Origin of the sequence: uncultured Thiohalocapsa sp. (assembly GCF_913063425.1) — a bacterium.
Lineage (GTDB): Bacteria > Pseudomonadota > Gammaproteobacteria > Chromatiales > Chromatiaceae > Thiohalocapsa.
In genome coordinates this window covers 110,798-130,872 of the sequence record NZ_CAJXYK010000012.1, presented here as the reverse complement: position 1 = coordinate 130,872, position 20,075 = coordinate 110,798, and the positions used below count along the sequence as shown (strand labels likewise).

General features: G+C 68.7%; 19 protein-coding genes. 15 read left to right on the top strand and 4 right to left on the bottom strand.

The genetic code is table 11. The features are described from left to right. Positions 1-360 precede the first annotated feature (360 nt). Positions 361-531: a hemin uptake protein HemP gene (gene hemP / locus QZ607_RS09175; protein WP_295882065.1), complete on the bottom strand. Its 171-nt coding sequence runs from the start codon at positions 529-531 to the stop codon at positions 361-363. Positions 532-762: 231 nt separating this feature from the next. Between hemP and cobD the strand changes: the two genes are divergently transcribed. Next, positions 763-1,911, top strand: coding sequence for a threonine-phosphate decarboxylase CobD (gene cobD / locus QZ607_RS09170; RefSeq protein ID WP_367268173.1), 1,149 nt, complete (start codon positions 763-765; stop codon positions 1,909-1,911). A gap of 60 nt (positions 1,912-1,971) precedes the next feature. Beyond that, the gene (locus QZ607_RS09165) at positions 1,972-2,496 is read left to right on the top strand and encodes a zinc ribbon domain-containing protein (RefSeq protein ID WP_295882063.1); all 525 of its coding nucleotides are present in this window, start codon (positions 1,972-1,974) and stop codon (positions 2,494-2,496) included. A gap of 19 nt (positions 2,497-2,515) precedes the next feature. Here QZ607_RS09165 and QZ607_RS09160 read toward each other — a convergent pair whose 3' ends face one another. After that, positions 2,516-2,935 carry a DUF4124 domain-containing protein gene (locus QZ607_RS09160; RefSeq protein ID WP_295882061.1) on the bottom strand — a complete coding sequence of 140 codons (420 nt, stop codon included), beginning with the start codon at positions 2,933-2,935 and terminating at the stop codon, positions 2,516-2,518. A gap of 288 nt (positions 2,936-3,223) precedes the next feature. Here QZ607_RS09160 and pta point away from each other — a divergent pair, with 288 nt between their 5' ends. From pta to QZ607_RS09145, 3 genes are all read left to right on the top strand, one after another. After that, entirely contained in the window at positions 3,224-5,353 is a 2,130-nt protein-coding gene (pta, locus tag QZ607_RS09155; protein WP_295882060.1) for a phosphate acetyltransferase, read from the top strand. A 15-nt stretch (positions 5,354-5,368) separates the two neighbouring features. After that, positions 5,369-6,580: an acetate/propionate family kinase gene (locus QZ607_RS09150; RefSeq protein ID WP_295882058.1), complete on the top strand. Its 1,212-nt coding sequence runs from the start codon at positions 5,369-5,371 to the stop codon at positions 6,578-6,580. 249 nt (positions 6,581-6,829) lie between these two features. Next, the gene (locus QZ607_RS09145) at positions 6,830-7,213 is read left to right on the top strand and encodes a tetratricopeptide repeat protein (protein ID WP_295882056.1); all 384 of its coding nucleotides are present in this window, start codon (positions 6,830-6,832) and stop codon (positions 7,211-7,213) included. A 363-nt stretch (positions 7,214-7,576) separates the two neighbouring features. Here the strand turns inward: QZ607_RS09145 and QZ607_RS09140 are convergent, their stop codons facing one another. Both QZ607_RS09140 and cysZ read right to left on the bottom strand, forming a co-directional pair. Then, complete coding sequence (locus QZ607_RS09140; protein WP_295882054.1) at positions 7,577-8,149, bottom strand: hypothetical protein; 573 nt, start codon at positions 8,147-8,149, stop codon at positions 7,577-7,579. A 287-nt stretch (positions 8,150-8,436) separates the two neighbouring features. Then, entirely contained in the window at positions 8,437-9,177 is a 741-nt protein-coding gene (gene cysZ / locus QZ607_RS09135; protein ID WP_295882052.1) for a sulfate transporter CysZ, read from the bottom strand. A 139-nt stretch (positions 9,178-9,316) separates the two neighbouring features. On the opposite strand from cysZ, the gene QZ607_RS09130 reads away from it, so the two are divergent. The 10 genes from QZ607_RS09130 to egtD all read left to right on the top strand — a co-directional run bounded on the left by QZ607_RS09130 (position 9,317) and on the right by egtD (position 20,033). Continuing rightward, positions 9,317-10,156 carry a SirB1 family protein gene (locus tag QZ607_RS09130; protein ID WP_295882051.1) on the top strand — a complete coding sequence of 280 codons (840 nt, stop codon included), beginning with the start codon at positions 9,317-9,319 and terminating at the stop codon, positions 10,154-10,156. 88 nt (positions 10,157-10,244) lie between these two features. Next, positions 10,245-11,012, top strand: a complete 768-nt coding sequence (locus tag QZ607_RS09125; protein WP_295882049.1) for a hypothetical protein — start codon at positions 10,245-10,247, stop codon at positions 11,010-11,012. Between the two features lie 159 nt (positions 11,013-11,171). Further along, positions 11,172-11,567 (top strand): hypothetical protein, encoded by a 396-nt coding sequence (locus QZ607_RS09120; protein WP_295882047.1) that lies wholly within the window; start codon positions 11,172-11,174, stop codon positions 11,565-11,567. Between the two features lie 154 nt (positions 11,568-11,721). After that, positions 11,722-12,672: a metallophosphoesterase gene (locus QZ607_RS09115; RefSeq protein WP_295882045.1), complete on the top strand. Its 951-nt coding sequence runs from the start codon at positions 11,722-11,724 to the stop codon at positions 12,670-12,672. 279 nt (positions 12,673-12,951) lie between these two features. Next, the gene (cowN, locus tag QZ607_RS09110; protein ID WP_295882043.1) at positions 12,952-13,248 is read left to right on the top strand and encodes a N(2)-fixation sustaining protein CowN; all 297 of its coding nucleotides are present in this window, start codon (positions 12,952-12,954) and stop codon (positions 13,246-13,248) included. Positions 13,249-13,727: 479 nt separating this feature from the next. Beyond that, the gene (gene malQ, locus QZ607_RS09105; RefSeq protein WP_295882041.1) at positions 13,728-15,200 is read left to right on the top strand and encodes a 4-alpha-glucanotransferase; all 1,473 of its coding nucleotides are present in this window, start codon (positions 13,728-13,730) and stop codon (positions 15,198-15,200) included. Between the two features lie 123 nt (positions 15,201-15,323). Next, positions 15,324-16,526: a BtaA family protein gene (locus tag QZ607_RS09100; protein ID WP_295882039.1), complete on the top strand. Its 1,203-nt coding sequence runs from the start codon at positions 15,324-15,326 to the stop codon at positions 16,524-16,526. Positions 16,527-16,576: 50 nt separating this feature from the next. Continuing rightward, positions 16,577-17,323 (top strand): trans-aconitate 2-methyltransferase, encoded by a 747-nt coding sequence (locus QZ607_RS09095; RefSeq protein WP_295882038.1) that lies wholly within the window; start codon positions 16,577-16,579, stop codon positions 17,321-17,323. 374 nt (positions 17,324-17,697) lie between these two features. Continuing rightward, positions 17,698-19,050: an ergothioneine biosynthesis protein EgtB gene (egtB, locus tag QZ607_RS09090; protein WP_295882037.1), complete on the top strand. Its 1,353-nt coding sequence runs from the start codon at positions 17,698-17,700 to the stop codon at positions 19,048-19,050. Then, on the top strand, positions 19,047-20,033 hold the full coding sequence (gene egtD, locus QZ607_RS09085) for an L-histidine N(alpha)-methyltransferase (RefSeq protein ID WP_295882036.1): 987 nt from the start codon (positions 19,047-19,049) through the stop codon (positions 20,031-20,033). Before egtB ends, egtD begins: the two co-directional genes overlap by 4 nt. Positions 20,034-20,075 lie beyond the last annotated feature (42 nt).

The window sequence follows — 20,075 nt, the reverse complement described above, 5'->3', positions numbered from 1 at the left end:
CCCCGATAGCTCAGTTGGTAGAGCAACTGACTGTTAATCAGTGGGTCACTGGTTCGAGTCCAGTTCGGGGAGCCAATGCGATCAAGGGGCTGCGGGCAACCGCAGCCCCTTTTTCTTTGTCTGTGAGCCGCTGATGCGGCGCCGTACAGCCCAGCTGACCAGGGTTCCCACCGACAGACACGGACGCAAAGCAGGTGCGTGTCTTCGCTGTGTCCTGCCGGCGCGCGAGTGCCGCTCGGACGGGCCTGGACGGCGTACGTGCAGGCACCCGCGACTGCTCGGTGGTGCAGTCGCGGGTGAGGGGGCGACGCCGGCGCCTGCTGTCGGCGGGACCTCGACAGGGGGCGAGGCCGGCGCCCTTTACTTGATGAGGATGAGCTTGTCGTTGCGCGTCAGCAGGAGCGTATAGCTCGCGTCGCCATGCTCGATGACGACGCGTCGGCCGCCGCGGAGCAACTGGTTGCTTTGCAGCCGCGGCGGCGCGGGCTGGGCTTCGGAACTGCGGGGTGTGAGCTTCTGGACGTGATGCATTGGGGTTGCTCCAGCTTGCGGGTCGTGGCCGGCTGTTGGCGCTGTCCGTTGCGGGCAGATCGCGCATTCCTGACTTCGGTTGAAAAATAACGCGAATGCGAACGAGTAGCAATACCAAGCGCGAAGAACTGCTGGAGCGGGGTCTCGCCCGGCCATTGATCTCGCCTGGCGTGGCGGCTGCCGCCGGGGAGTGGGATTTTGGCGGCTGAGGACGGACACGCGGGCACGCCTGTGCCGGTGCCGCACGATGGAGCTTCGCGGCATGGCGGCAACCGGCTGGCGCTGGCGGCACGCGCTGGGCGGGCGCCTGAGGCGATGCTGGATTTCAGCGCGAACATCAATCCGCTGGGGGCGCCCAAGGCGGCGCAGGCGGCATTCGGGGCCTGTTGGCGGACGCTCGCCGACTATCCAGACCCGGACTGCATCGCGCTGCGCACGGCCATCGGCTGCCACCTGGGGCTGTCGTCCGAGTGGGTACTGCCCGGCAATGGGTCCGAGCAGCTCATCTGGTGGCTGCCGCGACTGCTGGGGGCGCGGCGCGTGTTGGTGACGGCGCCGTGCTATGCGGACTACCGGCGAGCCGCCGCTGTGTGGGGGTTGGAGGTGGTCCCCGTCGCGCTGTACGCCGAGGACGACTTCGACCTGGACATCGGTCGGGTTGTTGATCTGGCACGGGATGGTGATCTCGTCTGGCTCGGTCATCCGAACAACCCGACGGGGCGGCTGCTGGCTGTTGCCGACGTCGCAGCCGCCGCCGCCGCACGCCCCGGTGTCTGGTGGGTGCTGGACGAAGCCTTCATCGATTTCGTCGAGGACGCGCCGTCGGCAGTTCCCCTGGGGTTGGACAGGCTCGGCCTCGAGAACCTGATCGTGCTCCGCTCCATGACCAAGTTCTTTGCCCTTGCCGGCCTCCGGCTCGGCTATGCCGTGCTCGCACCTGAGCTGGCGGTGGCCGCGCGGCGGCTCCTGCCGGATTGGTCCGTGAGCACGCCGGCCCAGGCGGTGGGTGCTGCGGTGCTGTCCGACCCCGGGCTTGCCGCCTTCGCGGCCCAGACGCGGGATCTCATCGGCAGCGAGCGTGCGGTGCTCACGGCGGCGCTGCGCGGGCTCGGCGCCCGCGTCATCGATGGCGCGGCCAACTATCTGTTGTGGCGGGTGCCGGCCTCAGCGTCGAGCGCGACCGGGCTTGCCGCTGCCCTGCTGCAACGCCACGCAATTGCCGTTCGCACCTGCGACGACTACGCGGGCCTCGACGCCGCTTGGCTGCGGGTGGCGGTGCGCGGACCCGAGGACAACCAGCGGTTGCTGAAGGCGCTCGTTGCCGAGCTGACGCAAGGCGCGCGGGCAGGGTCGTCAGGGGTTGCCGGAAATCGAGCCTGAGGCTTAAATCAGGCGCCGTGTCGCGCCGCCCCGGTAACCGCAGCGCAGGAGCCCCCGAGCATGCCCGTCTATGAGTTCTACTGCCCCGACTGTCACGCCATCTACAATTTCTTCTCCCGGCGCGTGGACACCGCGACCCGACCCGCGTGCCCCAAGTGCGGGCAGCCGGCGCTGGACCGCCGGGCGTCCATGTTCGCCATCTCCAAGGGCCGGGGAGAGGGGACCGAGGACGGAGACGCCGACCTGCCGGCAGGCATGGACGAAGACGCCATGATGAAAGCCATGGCGGCCATGGCCGATGAGCTGGAACATGTGGACGAGGACGACCCGCGGCAGGCGGCGCGGGTCATGCGTCGGCTCTTCAAGAGCGCGGGTCTGAAGCCCGGCGACGCCATGGCGGAGATGATGGGCCGCCTTGAGGCTGGGGAGGATCCGGACCAGCTGGAGGCGGAGTACGCCGACGTGCTGGATACCGAGGACCCGCTCGCCGGCCTCACCGCCGGCGGCGCCACCAGTCTGCGCGCCCTGCGCCGGGAGCTGCTGCCGCCGCGCCGGGACGACGACACCTGGTATCCGCTCAAGTGAGGCCGCGCCGCGGCGCGGCTCAGCGGCAGAATTCATCCACATAGGCTTCGAGCTCCCGGCGGCGACGCTTGAGGCGCTCGCCGCGGGCGGGACGGTAGCCGGCGCGAAGCTCATTGTTGATGCCCTGGATCTGCTGGCGCTTCTTCCAGCAGCGCTTCGCATCGCGTTCCGTGGCCTCGTTTCTGTTGGTCGCTCGCGCCGCCTTCGGCCGAGGCTCCCGGGTGTTCTGCTCGGACTCGGATTCGGGCTCAGGGCTGGGTGGCACCCAGCCTGTGCGCGTATCCCGAATCTGCACCTTGCGGGAGTCCGCGCCGCGCTGGCAGGGGTGCTGGCGGAACTCGATGCTGCCGTCTGCCCCCGTACACCGGTAGACATCGGCCTGTGCGGTTGCGCCGCCGGCGAGCACCAGGGCGACGAGCCCGCAGAGGGCGGCGCCCATGGCAGCGGTCCGGCCGGGATTCCTTGCACGCAATTTGCTTAATCTCTGATAAACCGGGGCTGTCAGGGCGACCACTGCGGTCGTCCACCAAAGGTGTGCTGCGGCAGTGTGGACGCAGGTCACTGCGTTGTAAACACCCGGTAACAGCAGCGGCGGCACGGCTGCGGCATCATCATCGCTGAGACTGCATTTGCCGCGCCGCGCGCGCGTTTCAGTGCGGCCTTTCCGGCCCGACCTCTCCGGCACCGCCTTTACAAGCCCGCATCTCCAATACAGGGTCGAAGCGACATGCAAAGTATTTACATCGCCGGTGCCGGTGCCGGCAGCGGCAAGTCCATCGTGGTTCTCGGCTTCATGGAGGTCCTGTCGGCCATCAACCGGCGGGTGGGCTTCTTCCGGCCCGTGGTCAGCCGCGACGTGCACGAGGACAACCTCACCACATTGGTGCGCCGGCGCTACGACCTGCCCTTTCCGGCGGAGCGGCTGTACGGCTGCACCGCGGCGCAGGCCAGCGAGCTGGTGGCCGGCGGGCGCTACGACGAGCTCCTCAAGCGCATCCTGGACAAGTACATGCTGCTGGAGGAGGAATGCGACATGGTGCTCTGTGCGGGCACGGACTACGACGGTCTGGTCCCGTCGCTGGAGTTCGACTTCAATGCCGATGTGGCGAACAACTTCGGCTGCACCATCGTCGTCGTGGTCAAGGGCTTCGGCCGCAGCCCGGACGAGGCCCTGCACGCGGTGCATATGGCGCACGAGTCCATGCTCGACCGCCGTGGCGACCTGCTGGCCACCATCGTCAACGGCGTCGACCCGGATTTCGTGCCCTTGGTGAAGCGGCGTGCCCGCGCCATGCTGCCGGCCAAGGAAACCCTCTATGTGCTGCCGGAGAACGATGCGCTGGGGCGGCCCACCATCGGCGAGGTCAACGAGATGCTCGGCGGCGACTGTCTGTGCGGAGAGGGCGATGCGCTGAACCAGGTGGTGACCAACTTCAAGGTCGCCGCCATGGAGATTCCGGACTTTCTCAACTACATCGAAGACGGCTCGCTGATCATCACAGCCGGCGACCGCAGCGACATCATCCTCGCCAGCCTGGCTGCCGATGTCTCGGCGGCCTACCCGAGGGTCGCGGGACTGCTGCTCACCGGCGGACTGGAGCCGGCCGACAACGTGCAGCGCCTGCTGGCGGGCCTGCGCCGTAACAAGCTCGCGATCCTGAGCGTTCCCCAGGACACCTTCCAGACCGCGCTTGCGGTGAATCAGGTGGAATCGACCATTCTGCCCGGCGATGACCGCAAGATCGCGGCAGCGCTCGGCTTGTTCGAGCAGAATATCGAGATCAAGGATCTGCAGCAGCGCATTGCGGTACATCACTCGGAGCGCATGACGCCGCTGATGTTCGAGTACCAGCTGGTGCACCGTGCAAAGGCGGATCGCAAGCACGTCGTGCTGCCGGAGGGCAGCGACGAGCGCATCCTGCGCGCGGCGGAAATCCTCACCCTCCGCGGTGTCGCGGACCTGACACTGCTGGGCGACCCGGACAAGATCCGCCGGCGCATCGGCGAGCTCGGTCTGCAGCTCACGGATATTCCGATTATCGATCCGGCCACGTCGCCCAAGCGCGAGGTCTATGCCGCCATCTACCACGAGCTGCGCAAGCACAAGGGCATCTCGCTGCAAATGGCGCGGGACGCCCTAGAGGACGTGAGCTACTTCGGTACCCTGATGGTCTACACGGGGGATGCCGACGGCATGGTGTCCGGGGCGGTGCATACGACCCAGCACACCATTCGTCCGTCCTTCGAGACAGTCAAGACCAAGCCCGGCACCAAGCTCGTGTCCAGTGTCTTCTTCATGTGCCTCGCGGACCGGGTGCTGGTGTACGGCGACTGTGCCGTGAATCCCAATCCCGATGCCGACCAGCTTGCCGACATCGCCATTACGTCCGCCGGCACGGCGGCGGCCTTCGGCATCGAGCCGCGGGTGGCGATGCTGTCCTATTCCACCGGCGCATCGGGCAAGGGCGAGGACGTGGAGCGGGTGCGTGAGGCGGCGCGCATCGCCCGCGCACGCCGGCCGGATCTGAAAATCGAAGGCCCGATCCAGTACGATGCCGCGGTGGATGCCAGTGTCGCCCGCTCCAAGCTGCCGGACAGCGAGGTGGCCGGGCAGGCCACGGTGTTCATATTCCCGGACCTGAACACCGGCAACAACACCTACAAGGCCGTGCAGCGCAGCGCCGGGGCGGTGGCCATCGGGCCGGTGCTGCAGGGTCTGAACAAACCGGTGAACGATCTGAGCCGCGGCTGTACCGTGACGGACATCGTCAACACCGTCACCATCACCGCCATTCAGGCACAGAAGGCGGTGGAGGAAGCGGCGGAGGTCGAGCAGCGGCTCGTCGCCGAGGTCTGAGCAGGGGAGGAATTGATGAAGATTCTGGTGCTGAACTCCGGCAGCTCGTCCATCAAGTTCCGGCTGTTCGCGGTGGATGAGGCCGCGGACCATTGGCAGCCGGCGGCCCAGGGTGCCGCCACGCGCATTGGTGAGTCCGGTGCGTCTTTGCGCCTCAGTTGGCAGGGCGACGGCGGGGAGCCGCAGACGCGGGACGACCCCGGCGAGATTCCCTCACACCACGCGGGCATCGAGCGCATCGCCCAAGTGCTGCAGGAGACCGGCAGCCTCGCCGGCGTTGGCGAGCTCCGCGCCGTCGGCCATCGGGTGGTGCACGGGGGTGAGGCCTTCCACGCGCCGACGCTGGTGGATGACGATGTCATCGCCGCCATCCGGCAGATGATTCCGCTGGCGCCGCTGCACAATCCGGCCAATCTCGACGGCATCCTGGTGGCTCGGGAGCTGTTCCCGGGCGTGCCCCAGGTCGCCGTGTTCGACACGGCCTTCCATCAGACCATGCCGCGCACCGCGTACCGCTATGCGATTCCGGGGTACCTCTACCGTGAGCACCATGTGCGCCGCTACGGCTTCCACGGCACGTCCCACCATTACGTGGCCAAGGAAGCAGCGGCCATGCTCGGCAAGCCCTTATCCCACTGCAACCTGATCACCCTGCACCTGGGTAATGGGGCCAGCGCGACGGCGATTCGCGACGGTGCCAGCATCGATACCTCCATGGGCATGACGCCGCTGGAAGGGCTGGTGATGGGGTCGCGCTGTGGTGACATCGACCCGGCCGTCCACTTCTATCTCCACCGCCACCTGGGCTTCGACAACGACACCCTGGACGACCTGCTGAACCGCCAGAGCGGCCTGCTGGGACTGTGCGGCGTCAATGACATGCGCGAAGTGCATCGCCTCGCCGAGACCGGCGACGAGGATGCGGAGCTGGCCCTCGGGGTCGCCTGCCACCGCCTGAAGAAATATATCGGTGCCTATGCCGCGATCCTGGGCCGCGTCGATGCCCTGGTCTTCACGGGTGGCATCGGCGAGAACGATGCCGCAGTCCGCGAGTGCGCGTGTGCCGAGCTGGCGCATCTGGGGGTCGAGCTCGACATCGACGCGAACGCGGGGGTGCAGGGCGAGGCCGGGTGGGTGTCCCGTCGGGAGAGCCGTGTCGCCGTGCTCGTTGTCCCCACCGACGAAGAACTGGAGATCGCCCGCCAGACGCGCGAGGCGATCGCGTGAGACCTCCCAGCATAGCCGGTGCTGCCCATACTGCGAGATTGCCCGGCCTTGCGGGACACGCGTCCTCTGCGCGAGGGGCTTGCTGACACCGCTTATCGGACCACTTCCGGGGAGTGCTGAGGTAAGGCTTTTGCTTAGGACATTGTGAAGTTAAAGCACCATAGAAGTGCGTGCTTATTCACCTAAGTTGATTTACGCTCTCACCACGACGTTTGGCCCATAACCCCACATCATGGGCGTACCTGATCCGTGGAGAACGACATGACGACGAAACGCCTCTTGCCCGCAGCGTCCTTGATCCTCGCCCTCGGTGGCTGCGCGATGCCAACGACTCAAAACAGCGCGTTGGTGCAAAGCGGCTACGAGCACATCGTGAACCAGCAATGGTCCGAAGCCGAGGCAGACCTCCTGGACGCCTTGGATGCCGATGCTGACAACCCCTACGCTTTGTTGAATCTCGGCGTGGTGTATCAGCAGACCGGCCGCGAGGCCGAGGCTCGGGAGATGTACAACCGCGTGATCGAGTCCGGCACCAGTGCGACGGCAGCGCGCTCCAACATCCCCGCAGAGCTCGGCAAACCGCTCAGCGTGCTTGCGGAAGAGAACCTGAATCGGCTCGGTATGGAGCCCTGAGGCGGCCCCCGTCGCTGAGCCCTGCTCCTTCAGGCAGGGCATCACCCGACGGCTGCATGCTTGCTGCGGGCGGGCGACACTCGCGCGTGTCCCAAGCTTGCGTGGTGTGGCCGGAAGACCTCGTTTGTCACGCGGCACGCATCTGCTCTGCGGCATCGCGGTCGAAGTCAGTCGTGCCATCAAGTCGTGCGGGTGTGCGCAAGCCCGCATTGCCCCCGGCTCCATGACCAACGCCCGGGTCCTGTCGGGCGCTGAGGCGAGGCTGATCGATAGGACCCTTTCCGACCTGCTCACAACCTAGGGGGCAGAGGTCAATTTTGTGTACCGCATGACGGACCCACAGCCATCAGCGGTCGCTCCAGCCTACTGCGGACTGATGGGCGGCGGCGGTGGACTGTCGTCATCGTCATCATCGGTGATGGCCCAGACGAGACCTCCTGCCGCAAGCGTACCGCCAACGGCCAACGCTGCGTTTGCTCCGGCCCCTGCCCCCAAGTCTGGGAAGAGTAACGGCCCGGTCTTGGGCGGCGCTCCCGCCGCAGCGGCGAAGCTGCTCTGCGGCGAAGCGCCTGTAGGATCGGCAACCGACTGCGCGCCGCGCTCGATCTCGTCAGCGGCCGCGCACATGTCCTCCGCGGTGATGGTCAACACGGTGTCGCCGCTGAGCTCACGCTCGCAGCGATCGTTGAACTGGATCGTCGCCTTGCCGCCGTCAAGCACGAAGACACGGTTCAATGGGCGCAGCTCCATGCCCGCGAGCGCCGGCATGATGTCGTTTCCCAAAGACACGACGGCAGCCCCCTCAAGCGCCGAAATGACGGCAAGGGGCGCCGGAGCCGGTGACTGTGTCGGGGGCGGTGGGGCCGCCGGCGCGTCCAGACCAGTGGCGCCGGAAATCACGCCCAGCGTAAGCGCAACATGACGGGTGTATTTCACGACAACACCTCTTGAAGAAAGCGTCAGGCTAGTGTTATCGGGTATTCCACCAGCAAAGTGATGGGGTGTCAAAGCAGTATGATGAGGGTGTTATGCTGACGCTATCACGTTTTTGTGCTGATCCAGCCGCTAGCAGATTGCCTGATCCAGGTAAAGTCGCGGCGATCAGGCCGGCTTGCAAGTGGCGTGAGCACCGCCCTGCGGGATTAGGCGGCAGACTCTCTCTGACACCCACCGCCTGCCGCAGCGGGTGGAGTGTCCTCGGCTCAGTCGCGCCTGCGGTACTGTCAGACTGTGTCCGCCGCCTCGCGGAGCTCCCGGACCCACAGCAGCGTTGCGCCGGCGACGCCGCCCGGCATGACCAGGAAATTCACCACCGGAATCGCCGTCAGGGCCGTGGCGGTGGCCCCGAAGCCGAGGCTCAGCAGGCGCCGACGGGCGAGGGCGGCGCGCATGTCGCGGAATTTGAGCCCGTGGTTGCCCATGGGAAAGTCGGCATACTCGAGCGCAAGCGACCAGGCGCTGAACAAGAACCAGAGCAGCGGGCCGATCACGGGCAGGACGAAGGCGAGGACCAGCAACGGCACGCCCCAGAGCATTGCGTACCCGATCTTCCGGGCTTCGTCCGCGAGCGTGCCCGGAAGCTCGCGCAGCAGCTGCTCCCAATCACCGTCCGCGGTCACGGGCCGGCCGGTCAGCACGCGCTCGACCTTGTCCGCGAGCAGCCCGTTGAAGGGCGCCGCAAGGAAATTCGCCACCAGGGTGAAGCAGTAGAACACGACCACCAGCGCCGCCAGCAGGAACACCGGCCACAGCAGCCATTCCAGCCAGCCGAGCCAGGCCGGCAGGCTGGCCTGCATGCGGTCCATCAGGGCTTCGAAAGCGGCAGCGCCGAGCCAGATGCCGCCGCCGAACACGACCACGTTCACGGCGAGCGGGATCAGCACATACCGCTTCAGCCCCGGGCGCGTCAGCATGCCGATGCCTTGCAGCATATAGAGTGCGCCTGATGCGGGGTTCGAAGGCATCGTCGAGGGGTTTGCTTCCGGCGGATCGGCCGACATTATAGAAGCAGGCCACCGCCATCGTGCCGTCGTCCTCGGCGCCCGTCGGGTGAGCGCCCCGATGCCGGCCGATCCATCCTGATCCTCGACAACGGAGTCGCCGATGGACGATGCACAGCAGACCTTCACCGCCCTTGGGCGCTGTCCGGACGACACCATAGACCTTGGGCGTGCGGCGCTCGCCATCAGCCGGTTGTTTCAGCCGCAGGTGAATGTGGCGGCCAGTGTCGGTGAGCTGGACCTGCTCGCGGCGGCGGCGCGGGCGCAGGTGCCGGCAGAGGGTGACCTGCTCGACCGGGTACAGCGGTTGAACGAGCTGTTGTTCGGGGAGCTCGGCTTCGCCGGTGAGCGCGACGACTTCTACGACCCCCGCAACAGCTTTCTCGACCAAGTCCTGGCCCGCCGTCGCGGCATTCCCATCTCACTGTCGGTGCTGTACTGCGAAGTGGCGCGCCGGCTTGGGCTGCCGGCCCATGGCGTCAGCTTTCCGGCGCATTTCCTGGTGCGGGTCGGTCGCGGCAACAGCACGCTGGTTCTGGACGTCTACAGCGGCGGAATCCCCCTGCCGGAGGCGGAGCTGGACCGCCGGCTTGCGGAGGTCTACGGCGAGGGTGCCGTCACGGTTCGCTCCTACCCCTCGCTGTTGCGACCCGCCGGCCGCCGCGAGACCCTGGTGCGCATGCTGCGCAACCTGGCCGGGATTTACGCGCAGCGCGGGGACGACGCCAACCTGCTGGAGGCGCTCACCGCCATGCTCAACCTGGTGCCGGACCTGCCGGATGCGCTGCATCAGCGCGGTACGTTGCTGCACAAGCTGGGCCATGCGCCGGCCGCGCTCACGGACCTTAAGCGCTTTGCGGAGGTGTCGGACGACGCGGAACAGATCGCCGCAGTGACCCCCGTCATCGAAGCGCTGGCGCAACAGCCGCTGCGCCTGCATTGAGGCGGCGCTGCCCGCCGGTGTCCGGGCTTCGTGCTCGGGCGCTTGTTCGGTATAGTCGGTGCCACAGCCAAGCCGAGGCATCGCGCCGATGTTGCCGAGTCGTCTGCTCTTGCGCAGCCAGCCCATCCGCACACGAATCGCCGCCAGGCGAGCCGCCGCCGACATCGTGCGTGCCCTCCCGGCCTATCGCGTCGCCCTTTGGCCCGACGGCTGGGTCCTGGAGTGCGACGGCGCCGTCCGCGTCGTGGACACGCATGCCATGGCCGAGGCCCGGCGCTGGTTCGAGATGGCGGAGCGCAGCGTCGGCACCGCCGGCCGCCGGCCGCTCACCCCCGCCGAGCAGCGCCGCGCCATGCGCCTGCTGGGTGTCTATGTCCCGCCTGCCGTGGTCGCCCTGTCCGGGCGCCGGTTCCCGTCCGAAGAGGTCGCGTCGGTCGCGCTTACCCTGGTGGCCGGGGACTGGATTCTGGAACGCCGCCGGCGCCTGCTGGCGCAGCCGGAGCGCGCGCTGGCGGAGCAGGCGCGGGCCTGGCAGGGCTCGCGGCATGAGTGCCCGGCGAGCGCCGACGCCGCCGAGGCCCTGCTGCGTCAGGCCCTGGATGCCTGTATCGCCGAGGGGCTGCTGCCGCCGGCCCGCTACCGGCTGATGTCGCGCTGCGAGGACGGCTTCGGCCTGCGCCGCTGGCGCTGCGCGGTGGAAGTCAACCTGGACCCCTACGCCCGCGCGCGTGCGCGCGAGGTGCTGGACACCGCACTGATCCCCTGGAACCGGGCCGTCATCCGCGACGGCCTGCCGACGCCGCTCATTACCCTGGATGTGCGGGCGGGGCATGGGTCGCGCCCGGCGCCCGCCTGACCATTGGCCCCAATGACTGCGCCTGTGCCTGTTCAAGCTCCCATTCCGGCATCCATGACGGCCCGGCCGTATCCCACCGCGGCCTCGTGCGCAAGGCGCGCAGCACCCGCCATCGCCGCCATCGCGGTCCTTGTGCTTGGTCTGTTGCCATCCCTCGCCGTGGCTGACGAGCGCCGCCGTTCGGGCACGGATACGTCGCGGCATCCGTCGGGCGGCATGGCGCGCAGCACCGAGCGCCAGCCGGGGCACGGGCGCACGGGCGAGCGCCTGGTGACGCCCTCGGTGCGCGGGCGGGGGCCGACGGTGATGGAGCGCGTGGACCCTGCGGTGCGCCAGTACTGGTCCAGCAAGTGCGTGCAGCAGCGCGCCCGTGGCTGGGGGCACACCGGCGACTGCAACCACCCCGCCTACTCCGGCAGCGGCTATGGCGCGGCGCCCGTGGTGGTGCCCTATGCCGTGCCGGTGCCGGTGCCCGCGCAGCCGCGGCAGCCTCGGCGGCCGGGGCATCTCAACATCCGGCCGGCGGAGCCGGGTGGTCGCGGGCATCTGCGCTGAGCTGCCGCGCCGGGTGGGCTGATCGGCGCCAAGGCATGGAGCCGGCCACTGCGATAGGCGCTTGTCTGCCAGGCACTCAAGCCCGCACGCAGAAGCCCCCGCCGGTGCCGGCCCTCCCCAGTCGTAACCCATGCTTTGCCGTCGTTCCATGGCCATGATCCCGCTGCCGCGCCAACTCTCCGTCGCCGTCTGCGGCCTGGTGCTGCTCACCGCCACGCTGCCGGCGGCCGGTGAACCGCTGCGCTTCTTCGCCGTCGGTGACCTGCCCTACTCGGACGGCGAGGCCGTGCTGCTGGAGCGCCTGCTCGCGCAGGCCGCCGCCGAGGAGCCGGCCTTCATCGTCCACGTGGGCGACATCAAGGGCGGCAGCCAGCCCTGCACGGACGCCCGCAACCGAGCCGTCGCCAAGCTGTTTCGGGCGCTGCCGGTGCCGGTGATCTACACACCCGGCGACAACGAGTGGACGGACTGCCACCGCGGCCGTGCCGGCGGGCGCGACCCGCTGGCGCGCCTCGCGAGCCTGCGCCGCATGATGTTCGGCGACCCTGCGGTGCTGCACAACGCCGCCCTCGGGCTCCGGGTCCCGCAGCCCGACTTCCCCGAGAACGCCTGGCTCATCCGCGACCACGTGCTCTTCGTGGTCATGCACGTGGTGGGCAGCAACAACGCCTGGAGTCCGCGCGACCCGGCGGGCCACGCGGCCTTCAAGGCGCGCACGGACGCGAACCGCGCCTTGCTGGAACAGGCGCTGGAGGCGGGGCAGGGCGCCGGCGTGCGTGCAGTGGTGGTGATCTTCCACGCCAACCCGCTGTTCGAGCAACCCGGCAAGCGCGGCTTTGTCGCCCTCAAACAGAACCTCCGGCGTTTGCTGGCCGGCTTCGATGGCCCGGTGCTGCTGATCCACGGCGACACCCACAGCTACAGGTTCGACCGCCCCGTCCTGGACGCTGCCGGCAGTTCACCCATCGGCCGGGTGCAGCGCCTGGAAGTCCCGGGCTCGCCGCTGGTGGCCGGGGTCCGGGTCAGCATCGACCCGCATGCCGACCCCGTGTTCAGTGTGCGTACCCTCTACCCCAGCGCCGACGAGGACTGGCTCGGGCGCTGACGCACCACTGCTGAGACAGCGAGCCCGCCCCGGGGTACGCCAACTTCAGTCGGCCCCCGGTGCGGGTTTGGCAGGGAACCTGCTTAATTCCCCCGGCAGGGACCATCGCCCAACAAGACCCTGGCCTCATGTCACTGATCTGCATGGCGCCTGCGGCAGCCCGACCCATAGGCATGCAGGCTTTCCCACGCAGTGTCCGCGTGTTTGTCGGCTTCATGCCGCTCAAGCACCGCTGCACTGGGCGCCGTGTACCCCGAGACGACCCAACCGAAGGCTCCCATGACCCAATCCCCTCAGCCCGCCGGGCTCGACCGCTACATCAGCTTCATCGGCCTCGACTGCGACGGCAAGGCCGAGCGCTTCGCCGCCGCCATGCGCGAGGCGCTGGACACCGGCACCGACGCCGACCCCTTCTGGATCTACTTCCGCGCCAAGCTCGACGGCGACCGCGGCCCGGCCCACGACGCGCTCTACCACATTCATTCCAACCTCAACCCCGTCCGCGACATGCTGCTTCGCGCCGAGCGCGAGGACCTGCTGGACCTGCTGGAGACCCTGGAGCACGAGTGCTGCTGACCACACCGGGGGCGCCGCCTTGAAGTCGGCGACAGCCACCGCCAGGCGGCCTCAACCTGCGGGCCGGCAAGTAGGCCGTATCAGTGAAGCGCATCCGCCGTTCTGACTGCGGTGGCTGCGCTCCGCTGATCCCCCTACGCCGCAACGTCCAGGTCCTGCTTGGTGCCTTCCCTACTCAGTCAGCGCCCCACCCGCGCCGCCGAAGCGGACCGGGCAGCGTCACCAGTTGGGGCGCGGGACGCTCAGCGCGTGACCGAAAAGCCACCAGCCACCAACCCCTCTCACCACCCCGCAGCAGCCGCCGCGGTGTCTTCAAGCGCCGGTAGCCGCCGCCCATACCCACACTGCTCGATCAGCCGTCGCGTCGGCGCCAGTGCGGCGCGGTCCCGGAACAGCCGGGCGCGGGTGAGGGCGATGTCGTCTGCGCTCGGCCTGCCTGATCCGCTAACATCGTCGCTTCGCTAGTCCAGGGAGCCGTTATGTCCCCCGATCTGCTCGACCGGCGCCGCGCCGGGCTGCTGCTGCATCTCACGTCACTGCCCGGCGCCGGTGCCTGCGGCGACCTCGGCTGGGAGGCGCACAACTTCGTCAACTTCGCCGCCGACTGCGGCTTCACGCTCTGGCAAATGCTGCCGGTGGGGCCGCCGCAGGGGAGTCTCTCGCCCTACCAGACCAGCTCTGCGCACGCGGGCTGGGCGCAGCTGATCGGGCTCGATCCGCTGGTGCAGGCTGGCTGGCTCGACGCCGCGCCGCCCGCACCCTATGACGCCGCGGCAAAAGTGCGGGCGCTGCGCCGGGCGCATGCAGGCTTCCAGGCGCGCGCCGACGACGCGGCGCGCCGTGAGCTGGATGCCTTCCACGCCGAGCAGGGCTGCTGGCTCGATGACTACGCGCTCTACCAGGCCATCCACGACGAGCGCAGGGCGCCATGGTGGCAGTGGCCCAAGGGCCTGCGCGGCCGTGAGTCCCGGGCGCTGGGCCAGGCACGCAAGCGCCTCGCCGCTGAGCTGGATTACCTTATCTGGGAGCAGTTCGTCTTCTTCCGCCAGTGGCAGGACCTGCACGAGCATGCCCGTGAGCGCGGCGTGCTGCTGTTCGGGGACATGCCCATCTTCGTCGCCCACGACAGTGCCGAGGTCTGGGCCCGGCCCGGCGACTTCGATCTCACCGACACCGGCGAGACGCGCAATGTCGCCGGCGTGCCGCCGGACTATTTCTCCGAGACCGGCCAGCGTTGGGGTAATCCCCTGTACCGCTGGGACCGGCTGGCGGCGAGCGACTACAAGTTCTGGATCGACCGCATGCAGACCCAGCTCAAGCTGTTCGATGTGGTGCGTATCGACCACTTCCGCGGCTTCGAGTCGTTCTGGGAGGTGCCGGGGGAGGCCGAGACGGCCATGAACGGGCGCTGGGTGCCGGCGGGGGGCGATGCGCTGTTTGCGCGCCTGGAGCAGGAATTCGGCCGCCTGCCGCTGGTGGCGGAGGACCTGGGCGTCATCACCGATGCGGTGACGGCCCTGCGCAAAAAGTACCGCATGCCCGGCATGAAAATCCTGCAGTTCGCCTTCGACAGCGGTCCGGACAATCCGTACCTGCCGTTCCGGCACAGCCGCGATGCTGTGGTCTACACCGGCACACATGACAACGACACCACCCTCGGCTGGTACGAATCCCTGCCGGAGGAGGCGTGCCACGCCGTGGACGATTACCTGGGCCTGCCCGGCGAGCCCATGCCCTGGCCGCTGATCCGCACGGCGCTGGGCTCCCGCGCGAATCTGGCCATCCTGCCCATGCAGGACGTGCTGGGGCTGGACAGCGAGCACCGCATGAACACGCCCGGCACCGCGGACGGCAACTGGCGCTGGCGCTTTACCTGGGAGCAGGTGACGCCGGAGCTGCCGGCGCGCCTCACCCGGCTGGTGCGCCAGTACGGCCGGGCGCCCGCCGACTGATCGATCCGGCATCGCCCGACGCGGCGGAGTGTGACACAATTGCGACAGCATGACGCCATCAGACTGTCATCTTCGTGCTGTAATCTGATGCGGTTTCACCTGACCTCGAGAGACGCATAGGGCATGGCACCGAAGACCAAGGCCACTTTGGCAGACAAGTTCGACCAAAAGGTCTTCGACGCCATCTACTCCCGGGCACTCGTTTACAACACCTGTTGGGAAGACCCGGCAGTGGACCGCCAGGTGCTCAACATCGGCGCCGGGGACCGCATGCTGGTCATCACCAGCGCCGGCTGCAACGTGCTGGACTACGTCCTGCTGGGCCCGGAGCAGGTCCACGCCGTGGACGCCAATCCACGCCAGAACGCGCTTTTGGAGCTCAAGCTCGCCGGCATCCGCCGGCTTGAGTTCGAAGACTTCTTCGCCGCCTTCGGCCGCGGCTATCACCCACGCTTCGAGCAGCTCTACCGCGCCGAGCTGCGAGCGCAGCTGACGCCCTTCGCGCAGGGCTTCTGGGACAAGCGCGTGCGCTGGTTCGGCAACCCCCGCGGCAGCTTCTATTTTCATGGCCTCTCGGGCATCGTCGCCAAGACCTTCCACGCCTACCTGCGCTTCCGCCCGCGGCTCGCCGGCAGCATCCGCGACCTGTTCGAGACCCGCTCCCTGGACGACCAGCGCCGCATCTACGACGACGAGGTCCGCCCACTGTTCTGGACACCGGGCGTCAACTGGACCCTGTCGCGCCAGCTCACCATGAGCATGCTCGGCGTGCCGCACCCCCAGCGCAAGGAGGTGCAGCAGCAGCACGAGCGCGGCGTGGCGGGCTTCGTGCGGGAGTCCATCGAGTACGTGTTCCGCCAGCTGCCGGTCTGGACCAACTATTTCTGGATGGTCTACCTGCGCGGCAGCTACAGCGAGCACTGCTGCCCCGAATACCTCAAGCCCGACAATTTCACGGCCCTGAAGGACGGGCTGGTGGATCGCATCTCGCTGCACACGGCGACGGTCGCGGAGCTGCTCACCGAAAGCGACCGGCGTTACTCCAAGTATGTCCTGCTGGACCACATGGACTGGATGAGCTCCTACCACCCGGATGCCCTGGCGGAGGAGTGGGCCTTGATCCTGAAGCGCGCCCGGGACGATGCGCGCATCATCTTCCGCAGCGCCCATGCGGCACCCGCCTACCTTGAGAGCCTGGAGATCGGCTCGGAGCGCAGCCGCCTCAGCGACCGCCTGCAGTTCCATCCAGAGCTGGCGGCGTCCCTGCAGCCGCTGGATCGGGTGCACACCTACGCGGGCTTCCACGTCGCCGACGTGCTGGCCTAGGCCGGCAGCACCTCGCCGCCACCCGCAAACGTCCAGCACCGCTTGCGCCCATGTCCCTCGCCGGCGACGCCCGCGTCCTGCTGTCCATGCTGCGCGGGCAGCCCAGGCACGGCTCCCACGCGCAGCGGCTCGCCGCCTTTTACGGACCCCAGGCGGGTCAGTACGACGCTTTCCGCGAGCGGCTGCTGCATGGCCGTGCCGAGATGGTCGAGACGCTGGTGGCCGCGCTCACCGAGCAGCGCGGCGGCCTGGACGGCGCGCATGTGGTGGAGCTCGGCGGTGGCACCGGGCGTAACCTGCGCTTCTTCGGCGAGCGGCTGGACCGCCTCGGCCGGGTGGACCTGGTGGACCTCTGCGGGCCGCTGCTTGCCGAGGCGCGCCGGCGCTTCGCGGACCAAGTGAATGTGCACGTCACCGAGGCCGACGCCTGCACCTGGCGCCCCGAGACGCCCGTCGATGCCGTCTATTTCTCCTACGCACTGACCATGATCCCGGACTGGCGGGCGGCTCTGGACAACGCGCTCGCCATGCTCAAGCCCGGCGGCGTGCTGGGCGTGGTGGACTTCTATGTCTCGGCGCCGAGGCCGGAGGCGGGTCTGGCCCGCCATGGGGCATTCGCGCGCCTGTTCTGGCCGCGCTGGTTCGCACACGACGGCGTCCGGCCGAGTCCTGAGCACCTGCAGGCGCTGCGCGAGCGCCTGCCCCTGCACCAACTGCACGAGGCGACGGCGCCCGTGCCCTATCTGCCCCTGCTGCGGGTGCCCTACTACCGCTTCGTCGGCCGGCTGCCCGGCTGAGGCCCAGCGTTGCGGCGCAAGGGCCGCGGTGGTGGTTGAATTCTGCGCTTCCCCCGCCATGCTTGAGCGGCAAGCCCGCGCCCGCACCCCGGTGACCATGCGCCACCCGAGAAGACGCCCGCAGCATCAGATCGATCAGAGTCTGCCGCCCCCAGGCGGCGGCAAGCGCCAGGACGCATGGCCCGTGGGCGCGACACCCCGCCGGTATTGAGGAACGTGACGCGCGATCCGCCCCGGCCGCGCTCCGGCCCCCGACGCCGATCCCACAGATCACCGTTCATCGCCGCCGAGCAGCCCGGCGCAGGGCTGCGCACACCCGCAACGAGCCCGGACCCCGAAGCCGCCGCCGCGCACGCCAAGCAAAGGAGCGACCCATGCAGCAGCCACCAGATACCGAATCCAGGCGCAGCGACCAGCGGCAAGCCGCCGCACAACCCGCTCAGCTCGCCGCCGACTACCGCCGCGTGCGCGCCCTGACCGAGCAGCTCTGCGAGCCCCTGGCCGTGGAGGACTATGTGCTCCAGACCGCGGTGGAGACCAGCCCGCCGCGCTGGCACATCGCGCACGTGTCCTGGTTCTTCGAGACCTTCCTGCTGCGGCCCTATCTGCCCGGCTATCGGGTGTTCCACCCGCGCTACGAGTACCTGTTCAACTCCTACTACGAGCAGACAGAAACCGGCTTCTGGCCGCGCCCGGAGCGCGGCCTCCTGTCCCGGCCCACGGTGGCGGAGGTCTACGAGTACCGCCGCCACGTGGACGCGGGCATGGCGCGGCTGCTGGAGGACTGCCCGCAGGCGCACTGGCCCGCTGTGGCCGAGCGGCTCGCCATCGGCATCAACCACGAGCAGCAGCACCAGGAGCTGCTGGTGACGGACATCAAGTACAACCTGGCCTACAACCCGCTCAGGCCCGCCTACCGCGAGGACCTGCCGCAGGCGCCCAGCGCCGGGCCGGATGCCGTGGCCTACCTCGGCTTCGACGGCGGCCTCCAAGCAATCGGCGCCGACGCCGCCGCCGGCTTCGCCTACGACAACGAGACCCCACGCCACCAGGTGTGGCTGCGGCCCTACCGGCTCGCCGACCGGCTGGTGACCAATGCCGAGTACCTCGAATTCATCAGCAACGGCGGCTACCAGAATCCCGCGCTCTGGCTCGCCGACGGCTGGGGTGCGGTGCAGCAGCACGGCTGGCGGGCGCCGCTGTATTGGGAGCCGGCGGCGGGCGCTTCCCGGGCGGAGCTCGCGAGCGCCGACGCCTGGGCGCAGATGACGCTCGGCGGACTGCGCCCGCTGAGCCCGGCGGAGCCCGTCTGCCATGTGAGCTACTTCGAGGCCGACGCCTTTGCGCGCTGGGCGGGCAAGCGGCTGCCGACGGAGGCCGAATGGGAGGTTGCTGCGGCGGGTGTGCCCGTCACCGGCAACTGTGTCCAGGCCGGCGTGCTGCACCCCATGCCCGCGCCGGCGCGCACGGCCGGCGGCGGCCTGCGGCAGCTGTTCGGCGACTGCTGGGAGTGGACCGGCAGCGCCTACCTGGCCTATCCGGGCTATCGGCCGCCCGCCGGCGCACTCGGCGAGTACAACGGCAAGTTCATGTGCGGACAGATGGTCATGCGCGGCGGCTCCTGCGCCACCTCACAGGACCACACCCGCGCCAGCTACCGCAATTTTTTCTATCCCCATGAGCGCTGGCAGTTCAAGGGCCTACGACTGGCGGAGGACCAACAATGAAACCGGAGACCACCACTGGGGCGGCGGCCGCAGGCCGCGTCCACTTCCACGACCTGCATCCCACGCCCGCGGACATGCGCGCCGAGGTGCTGGCGGGGCTTGACCTGCCGCAGAAGCGCCTGTCACCCAAGTTCTTCTACGACGCCGAGGGCTCGCGGCTGTTCGACGCCATTTGCGAGCTGCCGGAGTACTATCCCACCCGCACCGAGATCGGCATCCTGCGCCGCCACGGTGCCGAGATGGCCGAGCGGCTCGGTCGCGAGGCCTTGCTCATCGAGCTCGGCAGCGGCTCCAGCCTCAAGATCCGCACCCTGCTGGAGGCATTGCGGCCGGCAGTCTACATGCCCGTGGACATCTCCAAGGAGCACCTGCTGCGATCAGCGCAGGACCTGGCGGCGGCCTTCCCGGGGCTCGACGTGCACGCGGTCTGCGCCGACTACTCCAGCGCCTTCGTGCTGCCGGTGGACCATCATGACCATCCACGGGCGGCGTTCTTTCCGGGCTCGTCCGTCGGCAACTTCGAGCCCGCGGCCGCCGCGCGCTTCATGGCGCGGGTGGGGCAGATTCTCGGGCCCGGCGGGCGGCTGCTCATCGGCGTCGATCTGATCAAGGACCGGCAGCGGCTGGAGGCGGCCTACAACGACGCCGACGGCGTCACCGCCGCCTTCAACCTGAACCTGCTGACCCGCATCAACCGCGAGCTCGGCGCCGACTTCGACCTGAACGCCTTCCGCCACGAGGCCGTCTTCGACGCGAGCTTAAGCCGGGTCGAAATGCACCTGATCAGCACCCGCCCGCAGCAGGTCACCCTGGCCGGCGAGACCTTCAGCTTCGCCGAGGGCGAGAGCATCCACACCGAGTGCTCCTACAAATACCGCATCGACGGCTTCCACGCCCTGGCCGCCGAGGCCGGCTTCACGGCCGAGCAGGTCTGGACCGACCCGGATGCGCTGTTCAGCGTGCACTGTTTGGTTTGGGGTTGAGCGCGGGGGCGCGAGCGTGGTAACCGCAAGCCGGGTGGATCG

Coding starts and splice junctions, on each gene's coding strand:
- QZ607_RS09100 (WP_295882039.1), top strand. CDS start 15,324: ATGGCACCGAAGACCAAGGCCACTTTGGCAGACAAGTTCGACCAAAAG.
- egtB (WP_295882037.1), top strand. CDS start 17,698: ATGCAGCAGCCACCAGATACCGAATCCAGGCGCAGCGACCAGCGGCAA.
- cysZ (WP_295882052.1), bottom strand. CDS start 9,177: ATGCCTTCGAACCCCGCATCAGGCGCACTCTATATGCTGCAAGGCATC.
- pta (WP_295882060.1), top strand. CDS start 3,224: ATGCAAAGTATTTACATCGCCGGTGCCGGTGCCGGCAGCGGCAAGTCC.
- QZ607_RS09130 (WP_295882051.1), top strand. CDS start 9,317: ATGGACGATGCACAGCAGACCTTCACCGCCCTTGGGCGCTGTCCGGAC.
- hemP (WP_295882065.1), bottom strand. CDS start 531: ATGCATCACGTCCAGAAGCTCACACCCCGCAGTTCCGAAGCCCAGCCC.
- QZ607_RS09165 (WP_295882063.1), top strand. CDS start 1,972: ATGCCCGTCTATGAGTTCTACTGCCCCGACTGTCACGCCATCTACAAT.
- egtD (WP_295882036.1), top strand. CDS start 19,047: ATGAAACCGGAGACCACCACTGGGGCGGCGGCCGCAGGCCGCGTCCAC.
- QZ607_RS09115 (WP_295882045.1), top strand. CDS start 11,722: ATGATCCCGCTGCCGCGCCAACTCTCCGTCGCCGTCTGCGGCCTGGTG.
- QZ607_RS09125 (WP_295882049.1), top strand. CDS start 10,245: ATGTTGCCGAGTCGTCTGCTCTTGCGCAGCCAGCCCATCCGCACACGA.
- QZ607_RS09095 (WP_295882038.1), top strand. CDS start 16,577: ATGTCCCTCGCCGGCGACGCCCGCGTCCTGCTGTCCATGCTGCGCGGG.
- malQ (WP_295882041.1), top strand. CDS start 13,728: ATGTCCCCCGATCTGCTCGACCGGCGCCGCGCCGGGCTGCTGCTGCAT.
- QZ607_RS09160 (WP_295882061.1), bottom strand. CDS start 2,935: ATGGGCGCCGCCCTCTGCGGGCTCGTCGCCCTGGTGCTCGCCGGCGGC.
- QZ607_RS09150 (WP_295882058.1), top strand. CDS start 5,369: ATGAAGATTCTGGTGCTGAACTCCGGCAGCTCGTCCATCAAGTTCCGG.
- cowN (WP_295882043.1), top strand. CDS start 12,952: ATGACCCAATCCCCTCAGCCCGCCGGGCTCGACCGCTACATCAGCTTC.